The sequence below is a fragment of the Nitratireductor basaltis genome (assembly GCF_000733725.1).
GTDB classification, from domain to species: Bacteria; Pseudomonadota; Alphaproteobacteria; order Rhizobiales; family Rhizobiaceae; genus Chelativorans; species Chelativorans basaltis.
This window is the reverse complement of sequence record NZ_JMQM01000001.1, coordinates 1,116,051-1,133,207: the sequence shown is the minus strand read 5'-3', so window position 1 is coordinate 1,133,207 and position 17,157 is coordinate 1,116,051. Positions and strand designations below refer to the sequence as shown.

General features: G+C 57.3%; 18 protein-coding genes and 1 tRNA gene. 13 read left to right on the top strand and 6 right to left on the bottom strand.

What is annotated here, in order from left to right; genetic code table 11:
- Nucleotides 1–3 precede the first annotated feature (3 nt).
- Nucleotides 4–1,014 carry a UDP-glucuronic acid decarboxylase family protein gene (locus EL18_RS05390; RefSeq protein WP_051913786.1) on the top strand — a complete coding sequence of 337 codons (1,011 nt, stop codon included), beginning with the start codon at nt 4–6 and terminating at the stop codon, nt 1,012–1,014.
- A 1-nt stretch (nt 1,015) separates the two neighbouring features.
- Nucleotides 1,016–1,738, top strand: a complete 723-nt coding sequence (locus tag EL18_RS05385) for a TIGR04290 family methyltransferase (RefSeq protein WP_051913784.1) — start codon at nt 1,016–1,018, stop codon at nt 1,736–1,738.
- Nucleotides 1,739–1,765: 27 nt separating this feature from the next.
- On the opposite strand, the gene EL18_RS05380 is transcribed toward EL18_RS05385, so the two are convergent.
- Nucleotides 1,766–1,841: transfer RNA gene (locus tag EL18_RS05380), tRNA-Lys, on the bottom strand.
- Between the two features lie 207 nt (nt 1,842–2,048).
- On the opposite strand from EL18_RS05380, the gene EL18_RS05375 reads away from it, so the two are divergent.
- On the top strand, nt 2,049–2,783 hold the full coding sequence (locus EL18_RS05375; protein ID WP_036480593.1) for a cytochrome c biogenesis CcdA family protein: 735 nt from the start codon (nt 2,049–2,051) through the stop codon (nt 2,781–2,783).
- A gap of 99 nt (nt 2,784–2,882) precedes the next feature.
- Entirely contained in the window at nt 2,883–4,238 is a 1,356-nt protein-coding gene (gene glmU / locus EL18_RS05370; RefSeq protein WP_036480589.1) for a bifunctional UDP-N-acetylglucosamine diphosphorylase/glucosamine-1-phosphate N-acetyltransferase GlmU, read from the top strand.
- A gap of 56 nt (nt 4,239–4,294) precedes the next feature.
- Here glmU and EL18_RS17235 read toward each other — a convergent pair whose 3' ends face one another.
- The gene (locus EL18_RS17235) at nt 4,295–5,350 is read right to left on the bottom strand and encodes a flagellar biosynthetic protein FliO (RefSeq protein WP_051913783.1); all 1,056 of its coding nucleotides are present in this window, start codon (nt 5,348–5,350) and stop codon (nt 4,295–4,297) included.
- Between the two features lie 213 nt (nt 5,351–5,563).
- On the opposite strand from EL18_RS17235, the gene cckA reads away from it, so the two are divergent.
- Complete coding sequence (gene cckA / locus EL18_RS05360; RefSeq protein ID WP_036480586.1) at nt 5,564–8,146, top strand: cell cycle histidine kinase CckA; 2,583 nt, start codon at nt 5,564–5,566, stop codon at nt 8,144–8,146.
- A gap of 8 nt (nt 8,147–8,154) precedes the next feature.
- On the opposite strand, the gene pncB is transcribed toward cckA, so the two are convergent.
- Nucleotides 8,155–9,459 (bottom strand): nicotinate phosphoribosyltransferase, encoded by a 1,305-nt coding sequence (gene pncB, locus EL18_RS05355; protein WP_036484048.1) that lies wholly within the window; start codon nt 9,457–9,459, stop codon nt 8,155–8,157.
- Between the two features lie 228 nt (nt 9,460–9,687).
- On the opposite strand from pncB, the gene EL18_RS05350 reads away from it, so the two are divergent.
- On the top strand, nt 9,688–9,984 hold the full coding sequence (locus EL18_RS05350) for a hypothetical protein (protein WP_051914168.1): 297 nt from the start codon (nt 9,688–9,690) through the stop codon (nt 9,982–9,984).
- Nucleotide 9,985: 1 nt separating this feature from the next.
- Here the strand turns inward: EL18_RS05350 and EL18_RS05345 are convergent, their stop codons facing one another.
- Complete coding sequence (locus EL18_RS05345) at nt 9,986–10,219, bottom strand: hypothetical protein (protein ID WP_036480581.1); 234 nt, start codon at nt 10,217–10,219, stop codon at nt 9,986–9,988.
- A gap of 236 nt (nt 10,220–10,455) precedes the next feature.
- Between EL18_RS05345 and EL18_RS05340 the strand changes: the two genes are divergently transcribed.
- Complete coding sequence (locus tag EL18_RS05340; RefSeq protein ID WP_036480578.1) at nt 10,456–10,674, top strand: hypothetical protein; 219 nt, start codon at nt 10,456–10,458, stop codon at nt 10,672–10,674.
- Between the two features lie 28 nt (nt 10,675–10,702).
- Here EL18_RS05340 and EL18_RS05335 read toward each other — a convergent pair whose 3' ends face one another.
- Together EL18_RS05335 and EL18_RS05330 are read right to left on the bottom strand one after the other, a co-directional pair.
- A complete protein-coding gene (locus tag EL18_RS05335) occupies nt 10,703–12,235 on the bottom strand; it encodes an acyl-CoA carboxylase subunit beta (RefSeq protein WP_036480575.1) in 1,533 nt (510 codons plus the stop codon).
- Nucleotides 12,236–12,363: 128 nt separating this feature from the next.
- Nucleotides 12,364–12,804, bottom strand: coding sequence for a VOC family protein (locus EL18_RS05330; protein ID WP_036480573.1), 441 nt, complete (start codon nt 12,802–12,804; stop codon nt 12,364–12,366).
- Nucleotides 12,805–13,031: 227 nt separating this feature from the next.
- Between EL18_RS05330 and EL18_RS05325 the strand changes: the two genes are divergently transcribed.
- From EL18_RS05325 to EL18_RS05300, 6 genes are all read left to right on the top strand, one after another.
- Nucleotides 13,032–13,628 carry a cold-shock protein gene (locus EL18_RS05325; protein WP_036480569.1) on the top strand — a complete coding sequence of 199 codons (597 nt, stop codon included), beginning with the start codon at nt 13,032–13,034 and terminating at the stop codon, nt 13,626–13,628.
- Nucleotides 13,629–13,708: 80 nt separating this feature from the next.
- Nucleotides 13,709–14,176 carry a DUF192 domain-containing protein gene (locus tag EL18_RS05320; RefSeq protein WP_036480566.1) on the top strand — a complete coding sequence of 156 codons (468 nt, stop codon included), beginning with the start codon at nt 13,709–13,711 and terminating at the stop codon, nt 14,174–14,176.
- Nucleotides 14,177–14,190: 14 nt separating this feature from the next.
- A complete protein-coding gene (locus tag EL18_RS05315; protein ID WP_036480563.1) occupies nt 14,191–14,943 on the top strand; it encodes an alpha/beta fold hydrolase in 753 nt (250 codons plus the stop codon).
- Entirely contained in the window at nt 14,940–15,812 is an 873-nt protein-coding gene (locus EL18_RS05310) for an alpha/beta fold hydrolase (protein WP_244444515.1), read from the top strand. Before EL18_RS05315 ends, EL18_RS05310 begins: the two co-directional genes overlap by 4 nt.
- A 136-nt stretch (nt 15,813–15,948) precedes the next feature.
- Nucleotides 15,949–16,770, top strand: coding sequence for a serine O-acetyltransferase (gene cysE, locus EL18_RS05305; protein ID WP_036480561.1), 822 nt, complete (start codon nt 15,949–15,951; stop codon nt 16,768–16,770).
- Between the two features lie 124 nt (nt 16,771–16,894).
- Complete coding sequence (locus EL18_RS05300) at nt 16,895–17,104, top strand: DUF3126 family protein (RefSeq protein WP_036480559.1); 210 nt, start codon at nt 16,895–16,897, stop codon at nt 17,102–17,104.
- The last annotated feature ends 53 nt before the right edge of the window (nt 17,105–17,157 follow it).

Below are 17,157 nucleotides of genomic sequence, written 5' to 3'. Positions count from 1 at the left end.
GACATGGGGAACACGCTCAAGCAGAAACGAATCCTTGTGGCTGGCGGTGCGGGATTTATCGGCTCGCATCTTTGTGATGCGCTTTTGGGGCAGGGGCATGAGGTAGTTTGCCTGGACAACTTCCTCACCGGCGCGCGGCAGAATATCGACCCGCTGGAGAACCACCCTGGGTTCAGTCTCGTGCAAGCTGACATAACCGATCCACTGCCGAGCATGGGCAATTTCGATGAGATCTACAATCTGGCCAGTGCTGCGTCCCCGCCGAAATATCAGAAGGACCCTGTGCATACGATGATGACCGGTGTGGTGGGTACGAACAACCTGCTCGAGCTTGCCGCAGCCAACGCGGCGCGCTTCTTGCAGGCATCGACCAGTGAAATCTATGGTGACCCGCTGGTTCACCCGCAGCCGGAAGACTATCTGGGAAATGTGAACTGTACCGGTCCGCGCGCCTGTTATGATGAAGCCAAGCGGGCCGGCGAAACCCTTTCATTCGATTATCTGCGACGTGGCTCGATCGATGCACGGGTCGTGCGCATCTTTAATACCTATGGCCCGAGGATGCAGGCAGACGACGGGCGCATCGTTTCCAATCTGATCACTCAAGCGCTCAGGGGCGAGCAGCTGACGATATATGGAACCGGCCAGCAGACGCGCTCCTTTTGCTATGTCGACGACCTGGTGCGCGGCATCATCGCTCTGATGCAGATCGACGCGAATCCGAAGACACCGGTTAATCTGGGCAACCCCGGAGAATTCACCATCAACGAACTGGCTGATCTGGTAATGGCACGCGTTCCGGCCGCAGGTCCAGTCGTTTACAATCCGCTCCCACAGGATGACCCGCAAAAGAGGCAGCCGGACATTTCGAAGGCCAAAACCTTGCTGGGATGGGAGCCGCGGGTGCCGCTGGTCGAAGGGCTTGAGCCGACCATTGCCTATTTTGCACTCGAGCTCGGCATTCACTGGATGCCCGCCATGAATGCTCCGGGCGAAGTCAGGAGAACAGCCTGAAATGACTGCGCGAAGCAATAGAATCTCCACAAGTGAACTGGAGGATCGGATCCACGCCTTGCGGCCATGGTTTCACAACATGGAGATCGGAGGAATTGAAACCGCTCCCGATCATTTTCTGGGCGACTACCCGGCGTTCAAGTTTGCCAATTTCGCACATATTCTGCCGGAGGACCTGGAAGGTCGCAGCGTGCTGGACATCGGTTGCAATGCGGGCTTCTATTCAATGGAGATGAAGCGGCGCAATGCTGGCCGTGTTGTTGGCATCGATTCGGATCCGAGATACCTCGAACAGGCGAAACTTGCTGCAGAGACAGAGGGTTTCGAACTCGAACTTCATCAGATGTCCGTCTACGACGTGGCAAAACTCGGTGAGAAGTTCGATCTCGTGATCTTCATGGGTGTGCTGTATCATTTGCGCCACCCGCTCTTGGCGCTTGATCTGATCCACGAACATGTGTGCGGCGACAAGATGCTCTTCCAATGCCTGCAGCGTGGCTGGAATACGGTGGCCGAGGTCGAGGCGGATTATCCGTTTTCCGAATGGGAGATATTCGACAAACCGGACTACCCCAAGCTTCATTTCGTCGAGCACAGCTATGCCGGCGATCCGACAAACTGGTTCTTCCCCAATCGAGCAGCAGTGGAAGCCATGCTCAGAAGCTCAGGCTTCACGATCAGGGAGCATCCCGAACGCGAAGTCTATCTTTGCACAAGATCGTAATTCGGCTGTCCGCAACCAGGGAGATGATGGTGAGCGCGCAGGGGTTCGAACCCTGGACCTACTGATTAAAAGTCAGTTGCTCTACCAGCTGAGCTACGCGCTCCCACAAGGCAAGCTGCCTGGAGAAAGTGCGCGGAACATAGTCAGGCACCGCACAGCGGTCAACCATCTTCGTCTCAATTCCTTCCACTTTTACCATGGGCCGAACAAGCAGTCGGTGGTGCAGCATTTGGCCACAGTTAAGTGATTGGTTTGGGAGCCTTACCTTGGCTAGAAGAGCGCAAAGCAGCTGAGGAACGAGCGCGACGCTATGGCATTGGATATCGGTTACACAAGTGCATTGATCGCAGGAGCATTGTCCTTCCTCTCACCCTGCGTGCTCCCGCTTGTGCCTCCGTATCTTTGCTACATGGCAGGGGTGTCCCTGGACGATTTCAGAGCTGACGAGGGCGGTGCGGCACGTCTCTCGCTCCTGAGGTCGGGGCTGTTCTTTGTGCTTGGCTTCTCATCCGTCTTTATCGCATTGGGCGCCGGCGCTTCCTCCATCGGTGCCTTTCTGCGTGCCTGGCAGCAGGAATTGGCAATCGTGGCGGGCGTCATCATCATACTGATGGGGCTGAATTTCCTGGGTGTGCTGCGCATATCGCTGTTTTCACGCGAAGCGCGATTCCAGACCAGCGGCACGCCGGCCAGCCTCTCCTCCGCATATGTGATGGGTCTCGCATTCGGATTTGGCTGGACACCCTGCATAGGTCCGGTTCTCGGGCCTATACTGACGCTCGCAGGTGGGCGCGGCACGATCGGCGAAGGTGCGCTTCTCCTGGCTGTATATTCCGCCGGTCTTGGCATACCTTTCCTCATAGCCGCGCTCTTTTCCGGTCAGTTCATGGCGTTCCTGCAGCGTTTTCGCAGTCACCTGGGAAGCGTTGAACGAATCATCGGCGGCCTGTTGGTCATAGCAGGCGTTCTCTTTCTGACCGGTGGTATCCAGTCAGCCGCATTCTGGCTGCTCGAGACCTTTCCAGCGCTTGGAGCGCTCGGCTGAGAGCAATTCTGCAGCTGCACGGATGTGAAGAAAATTTCAAATGCAGGTGGAATGCGCTAAAGGCAACGCATTGTCTGATCCTTGCTGAACGGAGCCTGCATGTCGAACCGAAGCTGTCTCACAATCATTCTCGCCGCAGGTGAAGGCACACGCATGAAAAGCGCGCTGCCCAAGGTCCTTCACAAGGTGGCTGGCCTGGAAATGCTCGGTCACGTGATCAAAAGTGCCCGCAGCAGCGGCAGCGATGAGATCGCACTTGTACTCGGTCACGGCGCCGACCGCGTATCAGCGGCGGCGGATAGCCTGGGAGCCGGTACTGCCATTTCTACTTTCTTGCAGCAAAAGCAGCTGGGAACGGCTGATGCCGTCCTGGCAGCCCGACCGGCACTTGAGAAGAAATTCGACGACATCCTTGTCCTATTCGGCGATGCACCGCTGATTCGCCCCGAGGCGCTTGGCGATATGCGGATGGCACTGGCGCAGGGCGCCCAAGTAGCCGTCATGGGTTTCCGCACTCAGACCCCCCATGGCTATGGTCGACTTCTGGAAGATGGCGGTGCGTTGGTTGGCATCCGCGAGGAAAAGGATTGTTCGGACGAGCAACGCCGCATCACCTTCTGCAATGGCGGCGCGATGGCACTGTCCGGTGCGCATGCATTGGAATTGCTGCACCAGATCGGCAATGACAATGCAAAAGGGGAGTACTATCTGACGGACATCGTGGCCATTGCTGCCGCGGCGGGACTTGATGTTCGTGCGGTGGAAGCTGACGAGGAAGACGCGCTGGGCGTGAACAACCGCGCGGAACTGGCTCGGGCGGAGACAATCTGGCAGAACCGCAGGCGCGAGGAACTGATGCTGGCTGGTGTCACCATGCTTGCGCCGGACAGCGTGTATCTCGCTCACGATACCGAGATCGGAGCGGACGCGGTTATCGAGCCAAACGTTTTCTTCGGACCCGGCGTGAAAGTAGCAGAAGGCGCCCTTATCCGTGCGTTTTCGCATCTTGAAGATGCGCATGTGGCTACAGGAGCGCAGGTCGGCCCGTATGCCCGCCTGCGTCCGGGTGCGAAAGTCATGGAAAATGCCAAGATCGGCAATTTCTGCGAAATCAAGAAATCACGCATCGGTGAGGGCGCCAAGGTGCCACATCTATCCTATGTCGGAGATGCGGATGTCGGGGCAGGTGCGAATATCGGCGCTGGAACCATCACCTGCAATTATGACGGTTTCGGCAAGCACCGGACCGAAATCGGCGACAATGCGTTTGTCGGCACGAATTCCTCCCTGGTTGCTCCGATCAGGATCGGCGCAGGTGCCTATGTGGCATCGGGCAGTGTCGTAACGCAGGATGTGCCGGATGACGCGCTGGCCTTCGGACGCGCAAGGCAGTCCACGCGTGAAGGACGGGGAAGGCAACTGCGTGAAAGGCTGCGCAAGCTCGCGGGCAAGTAAGCTCTTCCGCTCACCTTTGGATGATGAAAGCCGCGGCACCTGACCGCGGCTTCATTTCAGCTACGCGTATTGCGATCGTCCCCCAGATCATCCAGCAGACGGCTCATTTCGCGCTCAAGCGTCAGATCCGGGTCCTCTTCGCCGTTCTCGTCCAACTCGGCTTGCGGTTCATCTGCCGTTGCCGGTTCTGGCTCGACTGCGACATGGCTTTCCATGTCCTGCCCGGTGTGTGCCGCTTCAGCCCGCTGATCAACAAATGCCGGTTGTTCATGAGGGGCATCGGGTGCCGCGTCAGATGGATGTTGATCAGGGGCGGGCATGGTGAAGTAGGGTTCAGCGCGCGAGACCGATGCCCATTCCTGCTGCGGCTCTGGCAAATCGATCCGTGGTTCTTCTGCAAAGGACATGTCTGTCCCGATTGATACCGCTTCCTCAGAGGCTGTATCCTGATTGGCGATGGCCTCTTCCTCGCTCGGTGGCGCTACGGAGTGGCTTGGGAGCGACTGTTGCTGTTCCATCTCCGGTTCGACTGAAGCCTGCTGCCTCTCACGTTCGCGAAGCTCGGCCGCCTGCTGTTCGTATACCTCGCGCGCACTCATCGGCGCCGGCTCAAGGCTTTCCTGTCGCTCTTGTGCCGAGGCTGCCGAAGCTGCGACGGAGCCAGCGGCGACACCGCCGGCGACATTGGAACTGGCCGTAGGCGCCACATGCTCCGGCTGGACAATGGGACGCTCGCTATAAGATGTCACTGGCTCAGGGGAGGCGGGCTCCATGGGCATTGGACGCTGGACGGCAGCTGCTGTCTGAGGGGGAGGTGCGACCTGTTGCGGTTGAGGCGCAATGGGTATGCCGCGCTCTATTACCAGATCGCTTTGTCCGCCGATGAGAACGAGATGCTCCACATGGTCGCGCCGAATAAGCACCAGGCGCCGCTGGGTGTCGACGGGTGTGGCATCGATGACAGCCAGTCGCGGACGCCGGTTGCGACCGCCAGCAACATAGGTGCCTTGGCGGGAACCGCGCATGAACCGGACCGCTGCCAGGATCAGTGCGAGACCGACAAGGGCCGCGAGTGTCCACAGAATTGCTCCAGTCAAAGCGTTGTTGCTCATAGTACTTAGCCAGTCCTGCATCGCGCCTCTCCGATCAAATGCTCAAACAGGGTAGGTCGCCACCTCAGGAGCGGCAAGATCAAATACTTGCGCCGAGCTTACCATACCCAGCCTTTACAGGCGCGCCACCTTGCGCGCTATTGAGGCCCTGTTATATGCGAAAGAGCCAAAGAAACAGGGCCGCCATCAGTCGGCGCGACAGGCAGGGAACGGATGGCCAAACATTCTGGTGTCGATATTGAGACGGCCCCGATCATCGATCAGGGATCACGTCCAGGCGTAATTGCCCGATTGATCATCTTCATAATGGTGCTGACGGGCGCTGCCTTGTTCTTCGCACTATTCAAGGAAAGTCTTGGCGAGGAGTTCTTCCTTGGAATTCTGGGCATCCTGGCAATGGTCGGCATTGGCTATCTCTTCGCCAGCGCCATTGGCTTCATTCAGCTTGCTCCTCGTTCGACCGGTGATGAACTCGCCAAGCATTTCGTCGATTCCATGGATGAAGGTCTCGTGGTTACCGACACCAAGGGACGCATCATGTATGCGAATCGCGCCTATGCAGAGCTGACGGGCGCGACATCTGCTGCGGATGTGAAAACCGCCGAAGCCATCCTGTCGGACAATGCAGAGGCATCGCCCACAATCGAGCGCCTTTCACTGGCACTGCGCGACGGTAAGTCCGCTGACGGTGAATTTCGTCTTTCACGTCCGATCCGTCCCGGAGCAGAGCCGACCGCGCGCTGGTATCGCGCCTTGGCCCGTGTCTTCAAGGTGCCTGGGCACCGCAAGCCCCTCAACGCCTGGCAATTGGTCGACATATCCGCAGAACGGGCAGAGCAGGAACGCTTTTTCCTTGATCTGCAAAAGGCGATCGATCATCTCGACCATGCGCCTGCAGGTTTCTTTGCCGCCGATGCAGAAGGGCGTGTCACCTATATCAACGCCACCCTTGCGGAGTGGCTGGGCGTTGATCTCGCCAATTTCGCTCCCGGTTCCCTGACACTCTCCGAGTTCGTGGCCGGAGACGGTATTGCCCTCATACAGGCTGTAAAGGCCGAACACGGCACGGCGCGCAACGCGGTCATCGATCTCGATCTGTCGACCATGAGCGGCGAGGCTCTGCCGGTGCGCTTCATGCACCGGGTCACATCGAGCCGTGAAGGCTATCCCGGGCCCACGCGAACAATAGTACTCAATCGTACCTTGGGCGAAGATTCCTCTGCCGATCTGCGTGCCTCCGAGGTCCGTTTCACACGTTTCTTCAATTCCACGCCCATGGCGATCGCAAGCGTGGATGCCAATGGGCGCATATTGCGCACCAATGCGCCCTTCCACTCACTGTTCGGCAGCATTGTAGACAACGATTCCCTGGAACGCCGCATCCGCCTCGACACGGTCATGCACCAGCGTGATCGAGAGGCATTCGAAGTCGCTCTGGAAAAAGCCAAACAGCGTCAGGCCGACATTTCACCTATAGATACGGTTCTGCCTGATGACGAGGAGCGCCATATGCGCTTCTACGTGAATGCGGTAGCTGATCAGACCGGAGGCGAAGGCGTCGAAGAGGCTGCGATCGTCTATGCGGTTGAAACCACCGAGCAGAAGGCCCTCGAGGCCCAAATGGCGCAGAGCCAGAAAATGCAGGCGGTCGGACAACTTGCCGGCGGTATCGCACATGATTTCAACAATGTCCTGACCGCCATCATCATGGCATCCGACCTCTTGCTGACCAATCATCGTCCGTCGGACCCGTCATTCCCGGACATAATGAACATCAAGCAAAACGCCAATCGTGCGGCGTCTCTGGTCCGCCAGCTTCTGGCGTTCTCGCGCCGCCAGACCTTGCGGCCTGAGGTTCTGAACCTCACCGATGTGCTGGCTGACCTGCGCATGCTGCTTTCGCGACTGGTCGGAACCGAGATCAATCTATCCATCGAGCACGGCCGGGACTTGTGGCCGGTCAAGGTGGATATCGGTCAGTTCGAACAGGTTGTCGTCAATCTGGTTGTCAATGCAAGGGACGCCATGCCCGATGGCGGCACACTGTCGGTGCGCACACGCAACATCACCTCCGAGGAATGCGCCGGGTTCCAGTATCGCGGGCTCGTCACCGATGATTATGTCGCCGTTGAAGTTACCGACACGGGAACCGGCATTGAGCCGGAGACGCTGAAAAAGATCTTCGAGCCGTTCTTTACGACCAAGGAAGTGGGCAAGGGAACCGGGCTTGGCCTATCCATGGTGTATGGCATCGTCAAGCAGACGGGTGGTTTCATATACTGTGATTCAGAGGTCGGCGTCGGCACGACCTTCCGTATCTTCCTGCCGCGCCACGTGCCAACGGCGGCCGAAATCTCGGCGGAGCAGACAGCGGTCGAAACCAAGCAGGCCCAGCAGGCCGCATCCGCCAGGAAGGATCTGTCGGGAAGTGCCAGGGTTCTTCTGGTTGAAGACGAAGACGCTGTGCGCATGGGCAGTGTCCGGGCACTCTCATCGCGCGGCTACGAGGTACATGAGGCGACATCGGGCACCGAAGCGCTCGAAATCTTCCACGAGCTTGAAGGAAAGGTCGATATCGTCGTCTCCGATGTCGTGATGCCCGAAATGGACGGTCCGACACTTCTGACCGAACTCTTGAAGTTGCAGCCTGACATCAAGTTCATCTTCGTGTCGGGCTATGCTGAAGATGCTTTCGCCAAGAATCTTCCAGAAGGCGCAAAATTCGGCTTCCTGCCAAAGCCCTTCTCATTGAAGCAGCTCGCAACTGTCGTGAAAGAGATGCTGGAGCAGGAATAGGCCAGCGCTTACACGCTGACTTTCTGCTCCTGGCGGTTGGTGTCGCCAAACACTTCCAGATAGTGGCGGATCGCTTCCGGATCGCCGGTAGCCTTCGCCGGATTGTCCGACAGCTTTACCGCGGGCTTGCCGTTCGCCTGGCTGACCTTGCACACGAGAGAGATCGCGTTAAGGCGATCATTGGCCATCGGAGCGCAGTCCTCGAAATCATTCGTCAGATTGGTGCCCCAACCGAAAGCCATCCGGACGCGTTCCTTGAAGTGGTGATAGGCCTCTTCGATCGTTTCCACATCCAGGCCGTCCGAAAAGATCAGGAGTTTTTCACGCGGATCGCGTCCACGATCTTTCCACCAGGAGATGATCCGCTCGCCCCCTTCGATGGGTGGGGCGCTGTCGGGGCGGAAACCCGTCCAGTCGGCGACCCAGTCAGGTGCGTTCTGCAAGAAGGACTCCGTGCCAAATGCATCTGGCAGTACGATCAGAAGATTACCGCCATAATAGCTTTGCCAGTCCTTCAGAACGTCATAGGGCGCCCGTTTCAACGCTTCTTCACTCTCGGCCAGTGCAGCAAGAACCATGGGGAGTTCGTGAGCATTGGTACCGAGTGCCTCAAGATCACTATCCATGGCCAGAAGGACGTTGGAAGTACCCGTGAACGAGTCGCCGATACCTTCCTTGAGCGCTTCAACACACCAGCGCTGCCACAAGAACGAATGGCGCCTGCGGGTGCCAAAGTCGGAAATGCGAATATCGGGGATCGTCTTCAGGCGCTCGACCTTGGACCAGACTTTCGCCTTGGCGCGTGCGTAAAGCACATCAAGTGCGAAGGGGCCAAGGGAGCGCATAGCCGCACGCGACCGCAATTCGTTGATGATGGTCAGTGCGGGAATCTCCCACATGGTGGTTTCCATCCACCGGCCGTGAAAATTCAGCTCGAACTGCCCGTCACGTGTCGATAGTTCGTATTCAGGAAGCTGAAAGTCTGCGAGCCATTCAAGGAAGTCGGGTTCGAATATCTGCTTCTTGCCATAGAAGGTGTTACCGGCAAGCCAGATCATCTCCTTCTTCGTGAAGCGCAATTGGCGGGCATGATCCAGCTGCTCGCGCAGTTCACCTTCGTCAATTTCCTCGGCCAGGCGCACCGTCTTGTTGCGATTGATAAGCGTGAAGGTCGCGTCCACGTCCCGGTACAAACCCCAGATCATCTGGAGCATGAGCAACTTGTAGAAGTCGGTGTCCAGAAGACTGCGGCAGATCGGGTCGAGCTTCCAGGTGTGATTGTATACGCGGCGTGCAATATCCGTCTTTGTCATGCGAGGCCTGCTCGTCGTTGTCGCAATCATTTCTGCCATACCGCCTGTTTTAAATTCTGCCGCGCAACCGACAACGTACACTCGCAAAAGTCAATCGTGGTGCACACGGCTTTGGTACACGGCTCAAGGTCGTTAACTGCTCGTTAAGCATCACGGTCCAGCATCAATGTCGCGGGGGCTTATGGCTTGAGGTGTGCCATGAGATTATCCGTGCACAGGCGATCTTCCATCCTGATCTCGATCAGTTGCCTTTTCCTTGCCGGCGATGGGGTAGGGGCTCACGAAGCGAAAACCGGCTGGCGCTATCCCTATGCCTGCTGTTCGAACAAGGATTGCCGTGAAGTTCCCGCCAGAATGGTGAATGAAAGTGCTGAGGGTTATGTCATCAGGACGACCGGCGAGATCATCTCATACGATGACAAGCGTATTCGTCACTCACCGGACGGCGTCTTTCACTGGTGTTCGATTTCAGGCAAGGCAGACACGAAAACGATCTGCCTTTTCGTCCCACCGAAGGCGTTCTAGCTCACGCTTCGGAGTCCCCGCTGCTTGCCTCATCGTCCAGAACGCCAAAATCCTGGGAGCGAAACCCTTCCGTCTGGGGGAGAAATCCGCCTGCGTGAAGACCTCGGCGCAGGAGTTCCCGTACGGCTGCTGCACGGCTAGGCATGCGGTTTTCGAAACGGAAATCCTCGAGTGCTTTCAGCTCTTCAGCGGAAAGCATGATCTGGAGACGCTCGTCGCGACCTAAAGCTGCCAACTCGAATGCCCCTGGGACCTACGCAAACCTTTTGAGTTCATTCTACGCAACAATTGCGCACCGTCCAATGTCTAAACTTACTCATTTGGCTGATCTTGTTCAGAAGGCGATATAGGGTGTATGTGCTAACTAATTGAAAATAAATTCTTTTCCCTTGTTTAAAATTGTGGGTCCAGATATCATATGAGCCTGAGCGGTGAAGTATCATCGCACCGCTCATTGAACTGGAGGCTGCTATGACTGCGCCAACGTCGGAGCAATTTTTTCGCGATCTCGATCTGGTCGTTGATCTTGCCTCGATAAATACGGGCCATGTGAATGTCCCCCTGATCGCAAACGAAATGCTGCAGCGTTATCCGATGGCGGACGGTCTTTTGCTCGACTATGAAGTTCACGTCCTGTCTGCGGCTATTCGCCAGAATGCAGCTGTACTGTTTGACCGCTCTCCCGCCTGACAGGTGGTCCGTCTGCACATGGGGAAATTCACAGCGGAATGTTGTCGTGCTTCTTCCATGGATTTTTCAGATCCTTATTTTGAAGAAGCTTCAGTGCCCGCGCGACCCGCAGTCGGGTCGAATGCGGCATGATGACTTCGTCCACATAACCGCGTTCCGCGGCGACGAAGGGCGAGAGAAATCGCTCTTCGTACATCCTGGTATGCGCAGCGATCTTTTCAGCATCATCGATATCCTTGCGGAAGATGATCTCGACCGCACCTTTGGCCCCCATCACGGCGATCTGCGCGCTTGGCCAGGCATAATTCATGTCACCGCGAAGATGTTTGGATGCCATGACGTCATAGGCGCCGCCGAATGCCTTGCGTGTGATGATGGTGATCTTGGGCACCGTTGCTTCACCATAGGCGAAGAGCAGCTTGGCGCCATGCTTGATCAGGCCTCCATATTCCTGGGCGGTGCCGGGCAGGAAGCCTGGCACATCGACAAATGTCACGATGGGAATGTTGAAGCAGTCACAGAAGCGAACGAAACGCGCTGCCTTGCGTGAAGCGTCGGAATCCAGAACACCGGCCAGAACCATTGGCTGGTTTGCAACGAAACCGACCGTACGCCCCTCGATGCGCCCGAACCCGGTGACGATATTCCGCGCGAAACTTTCCTGGATTTCGAAAAAATCGCCCTCGTCGATGGTTTTCAGGATCAACTCCTTCACATCATAGGGCTTGTTGGCGTTTTCTGGAACGAGGCGGTCGAGCGAAAAGTCCGGTTCGGTCACCGATTGCTGATACTCGATTTCCGGCAAGGCTGCCGTATTGGAGGCAGGCAGGAAATCGATCAGCCTGCGCATCTGCAGCAGGGCCTCGACGTCGTTGTCGTAAGCCCCGTCAGCGATGGATGATTTGGTCGTGTGTATCGAGGCACCGCCCAGTTCCTCCGAAGTCACCGATTCGTTGGTTACCGTCTTCACCACGTCAGGACCGGTCACGAACATGTATGAAGTGTCGCGGACCATGAAAATGAAGTCGGTTATCGCGGGGGAGTAGACATCACCACCTGCACATGGGCCCATAATCACCGATATCTGCGGGATAACGCCGGATGCCAGCACATTCCGCTGGAAGATCTCGGCATAGCCACCGAGTGCTGCAACGCCTTCCTGGATGCGCGCTCCACCAGCGTCGTAGAATCCGATGATCGGCGCCCGGTTCTTGAGCGCCATGTCCTGGACCTTCATCACCTTCTCGGCATGCGCCTCCGAAAGCGATCCGCCAAAGACCGTGAAGTCCTTGGCAAATACGAAAACGGTGCGGCCATTGACCGTACCCCATCCGGTAACGACCCCGTCACCGGCTATACGCGTCTTCTCCATGCCGAAGTCGGTGGAGCGGTGTTCGACGAACATGTCGAACTCTTCGAAGGAACCCTCGTCCAGAAAGATTTCGATGCGCTCACGGGCCGTCAGCTTGCCTTTCGAGTGCTGTGCGTCGGTGCGCTTCTGTCCGCCGCCTGCACGGGCATTTGCCCTGCGCCGCTCCAATTCGATCAGAACGTCTTTCATCAAGGTTCCTCCGTACCTCACCGTCACTTGCTGTTACCATGCACCCTGGCGGATACAAAGCAGGCCCCGCACAAAACCGGTTTGTGGGGGCCTGTCTCGTCGAGATGCTTTATTGCACCAAGGTCAGCTTACCAGCTGCCGGTGTTCTCCATGGACGCCCATGGTTCCTGAGGCTCCTTGGCACCACCCTTCTGAAGCAGTTCGAAGGAGATGCCATCGGGCGAGCGCACGAATGCCATGTAGCCGTCCCGGGGCGGTCGGTTGATGGTGACGCCGGCATCCATGAGCTTCTGGCACAGGCCATAGATATCATCCACCTCATAGGCGAGGTGGCCGAAATTCCTGCCACCGCTATAGGTTTCCGGATCCCAGTTGTAAGTGAGTTCGAGCAATGGCGCCTTGGTCTTCTCGCCGCTTTCCCTGTCTTCCGGCGCTGCCAGGAAAACCAATGTGAAGCGTCCCTTCTCATTCTCGGTTCGGCGAACTTCAACCATGCCCATCTTGTTGCAATAGAAGTCGAGCGATGCATCCAGATCGCTCACACGCACCATAGTGTGCAGATACCGCATCAAAAATCCTTTCCTGCTCATTGCCGAGAGAAGCGCGCACCATAAGTGGTGGGTGATGATCGGGCCAAACAAAAAATCTCCGTTGCTTATGAGACATTAAGGGCGCTCCCGCCTCTATCTTCGACCATTGTTGAAAAGCGGCAGCCGGGTCTTGCTAAGTCACGAAGACGCGGTGCTATCCTGACTAAACAGAATCAGTCCTGTGGACCTGAGGGAAGGCTAAACGGATGGAGGATAATTCCCCGAGCAGACGTGGGCTTGCAGAGAGCAATCAGGCCCGGGGGGCGGGCGCTGAACGTGAGACTTCGGACATCATTGAGGTGACCGGGTCGATCAAGTGGTTCGATGTCGCCAAGGGATTTGGCTTCATTCTGCCCGACACGCCTGGGATGGGCGATATTCTGCTGCATGTATCATGCCTGCGCCGTGATGGCTTCCAGACTGCTCTGTCAGGTGCACGCGTTGAGTGCCTTGCCCGTCACGGGGAACGTGGTCTGCAGGCATTCAAGCTGATCTCCATGGACACCTCGACGGCCAGCGAACCTGCGGAAGATCAGGCGCAACGGACCCGAGTCACTGTCACGCCGGAAAGCGGCCTCGAGCGCGCTTTGGTGAAGTGGTTCAACCGAACCAAAGGCTTCGGCTTTCTCACTCGGGGCGAGGGTACCGAAGACATATTCATCCATATGGAGACGCTCCGGCGCTTCGGTGTAACGGAGCTTCGTCCGGGGCAGGTCGTTCTCGTCCGCTACGGTGACAGCGGCAAGGGACTCATGGCTGCTGAGATCCATCCCGATGTGGGGACACTTTCCATCCCACACTGAGCGCATCACCGTCAGCCCCTTGCGCGCGGCGATACAGGAACTACTGTCGCCGCTCCAACAATCGGTGGGGTAGTACAATCGTGACGCGCCTTTTTGCTTTCCTTTTCCTGATCTTCGGCATCCTCAGCCCGGCTGCGGCGCAGGAGCCCATGCTCCTGCCGGTAGACGATACCCCCTTGAAGATCGTTTCAGAAGGTAAAGAGCTGCTGGTGCGCATCGAGATCGCCGATGACCCGCTGGAGCGGCAGCGCGGCCTTATGCACCGAAAGAAGATGTCCGAAGATCGCGGCATGCTGTTCATATTCCCCGAAGAAGGACGTCGCTCTTTCTGGATGCAGAACACGCCTTTGCCGCTGGATCTTCTCTTCATATCCTCGGCGGGGCGCATCACTGCAATCGAACAGGGCGAACCCTTTTCCACCGCGAGTATCGCTCCAAATGTGCCCGCACGTTTTGTTCTTGAACTGAACGCAGGCGTGGCTGAAAACAACGGGATCACCGTCGGCGACCGGGTTGAACACCCGGCCATTGTCTCCGCACAACAGTAGCAGGCAGTATCTTCATGAAGTCATTCCAGCGCGATGGGCGCGACATCGCCTTCATCGATAAGGGCGAGGGTGAACCCATCCTCCTGATTCACGGTTTCGCATCGAACCATTTCGTCAATTGGGTCGCCCCTGGTTGGGTGAAAACCCTTCGCGATGCCGGATACAGGGCTATCGCGTTGGACAATCTGGGCCATGGCAGCTCCGGCAAGAGCCACGATCCCGAAGACTACGCGCCTCCCGCGATGGCGGCCGATGCCGTTGCGCTTCTGGATCATCTCGGCATCTCTGCGGCTCATGTGATGGGCTACTCCATGGGCGCGCGTATCACTGCCTTTCTGGCGCGGGATTATCCAGACAGGGTGAAGAGCATCATTCTCGGAGGCCTGGGCCTGGGAATGGTCGAGGGCGTTGGCGAGTGGGATGAGATCGCGGACGCATTGCGTGCGCCCGATCCCGCCACGGTGACCGGTGAGCGACCGCGCATGTTCCGCACTTTTGCCGATCAGACAAAAAGCGACCGCCTGGCACTTGCCGCATGCATCCAGACAAGCCGCGCATTGCTCACGCCGGAGGATATGGCGCGTATCGATATGCCTGCACTTGTTGCCGTCGGCACCAGGGATGACATAGCAGGCAATCCCGCCCCACTTGCGGAAATGATGCCACACGGGCAATCTTTCGACATTCAGGGGAGGGATCACATGCTTTCTGTCGGAGATCGGACCTTCAAGAAGCGTGCGCTTGAGTTTCTGGAGTCCGTGCGTTGAGTTTCCTGCGGCAGGAGATCGATCTGGTCGGAGCTGAAGGAAACCACCTGAAGGCGTCCCTATGGGGCGGACAGGGTCAACCGGTCCTTTTCTTTCATGGTGGCGGACAGACGCGCTATGCCTGGGATGCCACTGCCGAACGTCTGGCCAAATGCGGGATGCGAGCGATCACGATCGATCAGCGCGGTCATGGCGAGAGCGACTGGGTCGAGAGTGAGAACTACAGCTTCGGCCATTATGCCGAAGATGTGGCCGCGATTGTTGCGCAGATCATGTCGAAGTTCCATCAGCGACCTTCGGCCGTAGGCGCATCGCTTGGCGGTCTCGCCTCGCTCGGTGCGCTCATTCGCGACCGCGACCTTCTTGAATCCCTTGTTCTGGTTGACATCACGCCGCGAATGGATCCCGAAGGTGTGGCCAGGATTCAGGGTTTCATGGGCGCGCGAATGGACGAAGGCTTCGCCTCGCTGGAAGAGGCTGCAGAGTCGATTGCGCAGTATCTGCCCCATCGTCGCAAACCGCGTTCACTGGAAGGCCTGCGCAAGAACCTGCGTCTGTGTGATGACGGACGGTACCGTTGGCATTGGGATCCCGCCTTTATTCGTGGCCGGAACAACATCAACTGCGGCGCCGAAAAGCTTGTCGGCGAGATGATAGAAGCGCTTCCGCGACTTCGGCTCCCCGTGCTTCTTGTCCGAGGGATGCAGTCTGAACTCGTGCATGAGGAATATGCGCGCGAATTTGTCGAAATGGTTCCGTCTGCGAGCTATATTGACGTTGGCGGCGCAGGTCATATGGTTGCAGGCGATCGCAATGATGTCTTCTCGCGTGCGGTTCTGGATTTCCTGACTGGAGACCAGGCGGCCTGATGCTTTTCGTTGATGCAGGCGGGCAGCCAGGATGAGAGATCAATTTTCTTTCATCTTTGATGTAGTAGAATCCGGTTTCGTCTAGCCACTCATCTGGGCTAGGAAGTGGCCTTGCGAACAGCAAACGGAGTGGCCCATGTCTGCGCCCCGACTGACCAACAAGAATGCGCCCAAGAGTCTGGATCCGATCTGGGCTGCGGTGCAGAGTGAGGCGCGGGCTGCTGTAGAAAACGACCCGTTCCTGGCCGGTTTCGTCTATGAGACGGTGCTCAATCACGTATCGCTGGAAGATTCGGTGATCTTCCGCGTCTCCGAGCGTCTTGACCATCAGGATATAAGTGCGGATTTGATACGACAGACATTTCGCGCGATGCGGGATGACCAGCCGGAATGGTCTGCTTCGCTGCGTGTCGACATTCAGGCTTACTATGATCGTGATCCTGCATGCGACCGTTTCATAATGCCGGTGCTCTATTTCAAGGGCTTCCATGCTCTTCAGACGCACAGGCTGGCACACTGGTTGTGGAACAATGGTCGCCGCGATTTCGCGCTTTATCTGCAAAGCCGGTCATCGGCCGCCTTCCAGACCGACATTCACCCGGCAGCACAAATCGGCAAGGGGGTCTTCATCGATCATGCGACTGGTCTGGTTATCGGCCAGACGGCCGTGGTAGGCGATGACGTCTCCCTCCTTCACGAGGTTACCCTAGGCGGCACCGGCAAGGAATCCGGCGACCGCCACCCAAAGATCGGACACGGTGTGCTGATCGGTGCTGGGGCGAAAATCCTTGGCAATATCGAAGTCGGCCATTGCACGAAGGTGGCTTCGGGTTCTGTCCTATTGCAATCCGTTCCGCCGAAAAAGACGGTGGCCGGCGTACCAGCCCGGATTGTCGGTGAGGCAGGATGTGACGAGCCTTCTCGCGCCATGGACCAACTCCTCAAGGCGGATGACTGAGACAGTTTCGCGAAGGTGGGAATTGTTTGAACCAAGTCTGGCGTGAAGGGTTTACACTGCAGAGGCCTGCATGTCAGAAGCTCACCAGGCCATAGCCGAACCCAAATTCCATCGGAGAAGTTTTTTGAAGCCCGAAGAGATCCGCAAGCTCGACGCCTATTTCAAGCGTACATTCAACAATCCGTCGCTGGAGGTGAAGGCCCGTCCTCGCAAGGATGATTCCTGCGAGCTCTATGTCGGCGACGAGTTCCTCGGAATCATTTTCAAGGATGAGGACGAAGGCGAGTTGTCCTACAACTTCTCCATGGCCATCCTCGATATCGATCTCGACTGATCTAGACCGCAATATCGTTGATCAAGGCGCGCCTTCATGGCGCGCTTTTTTAT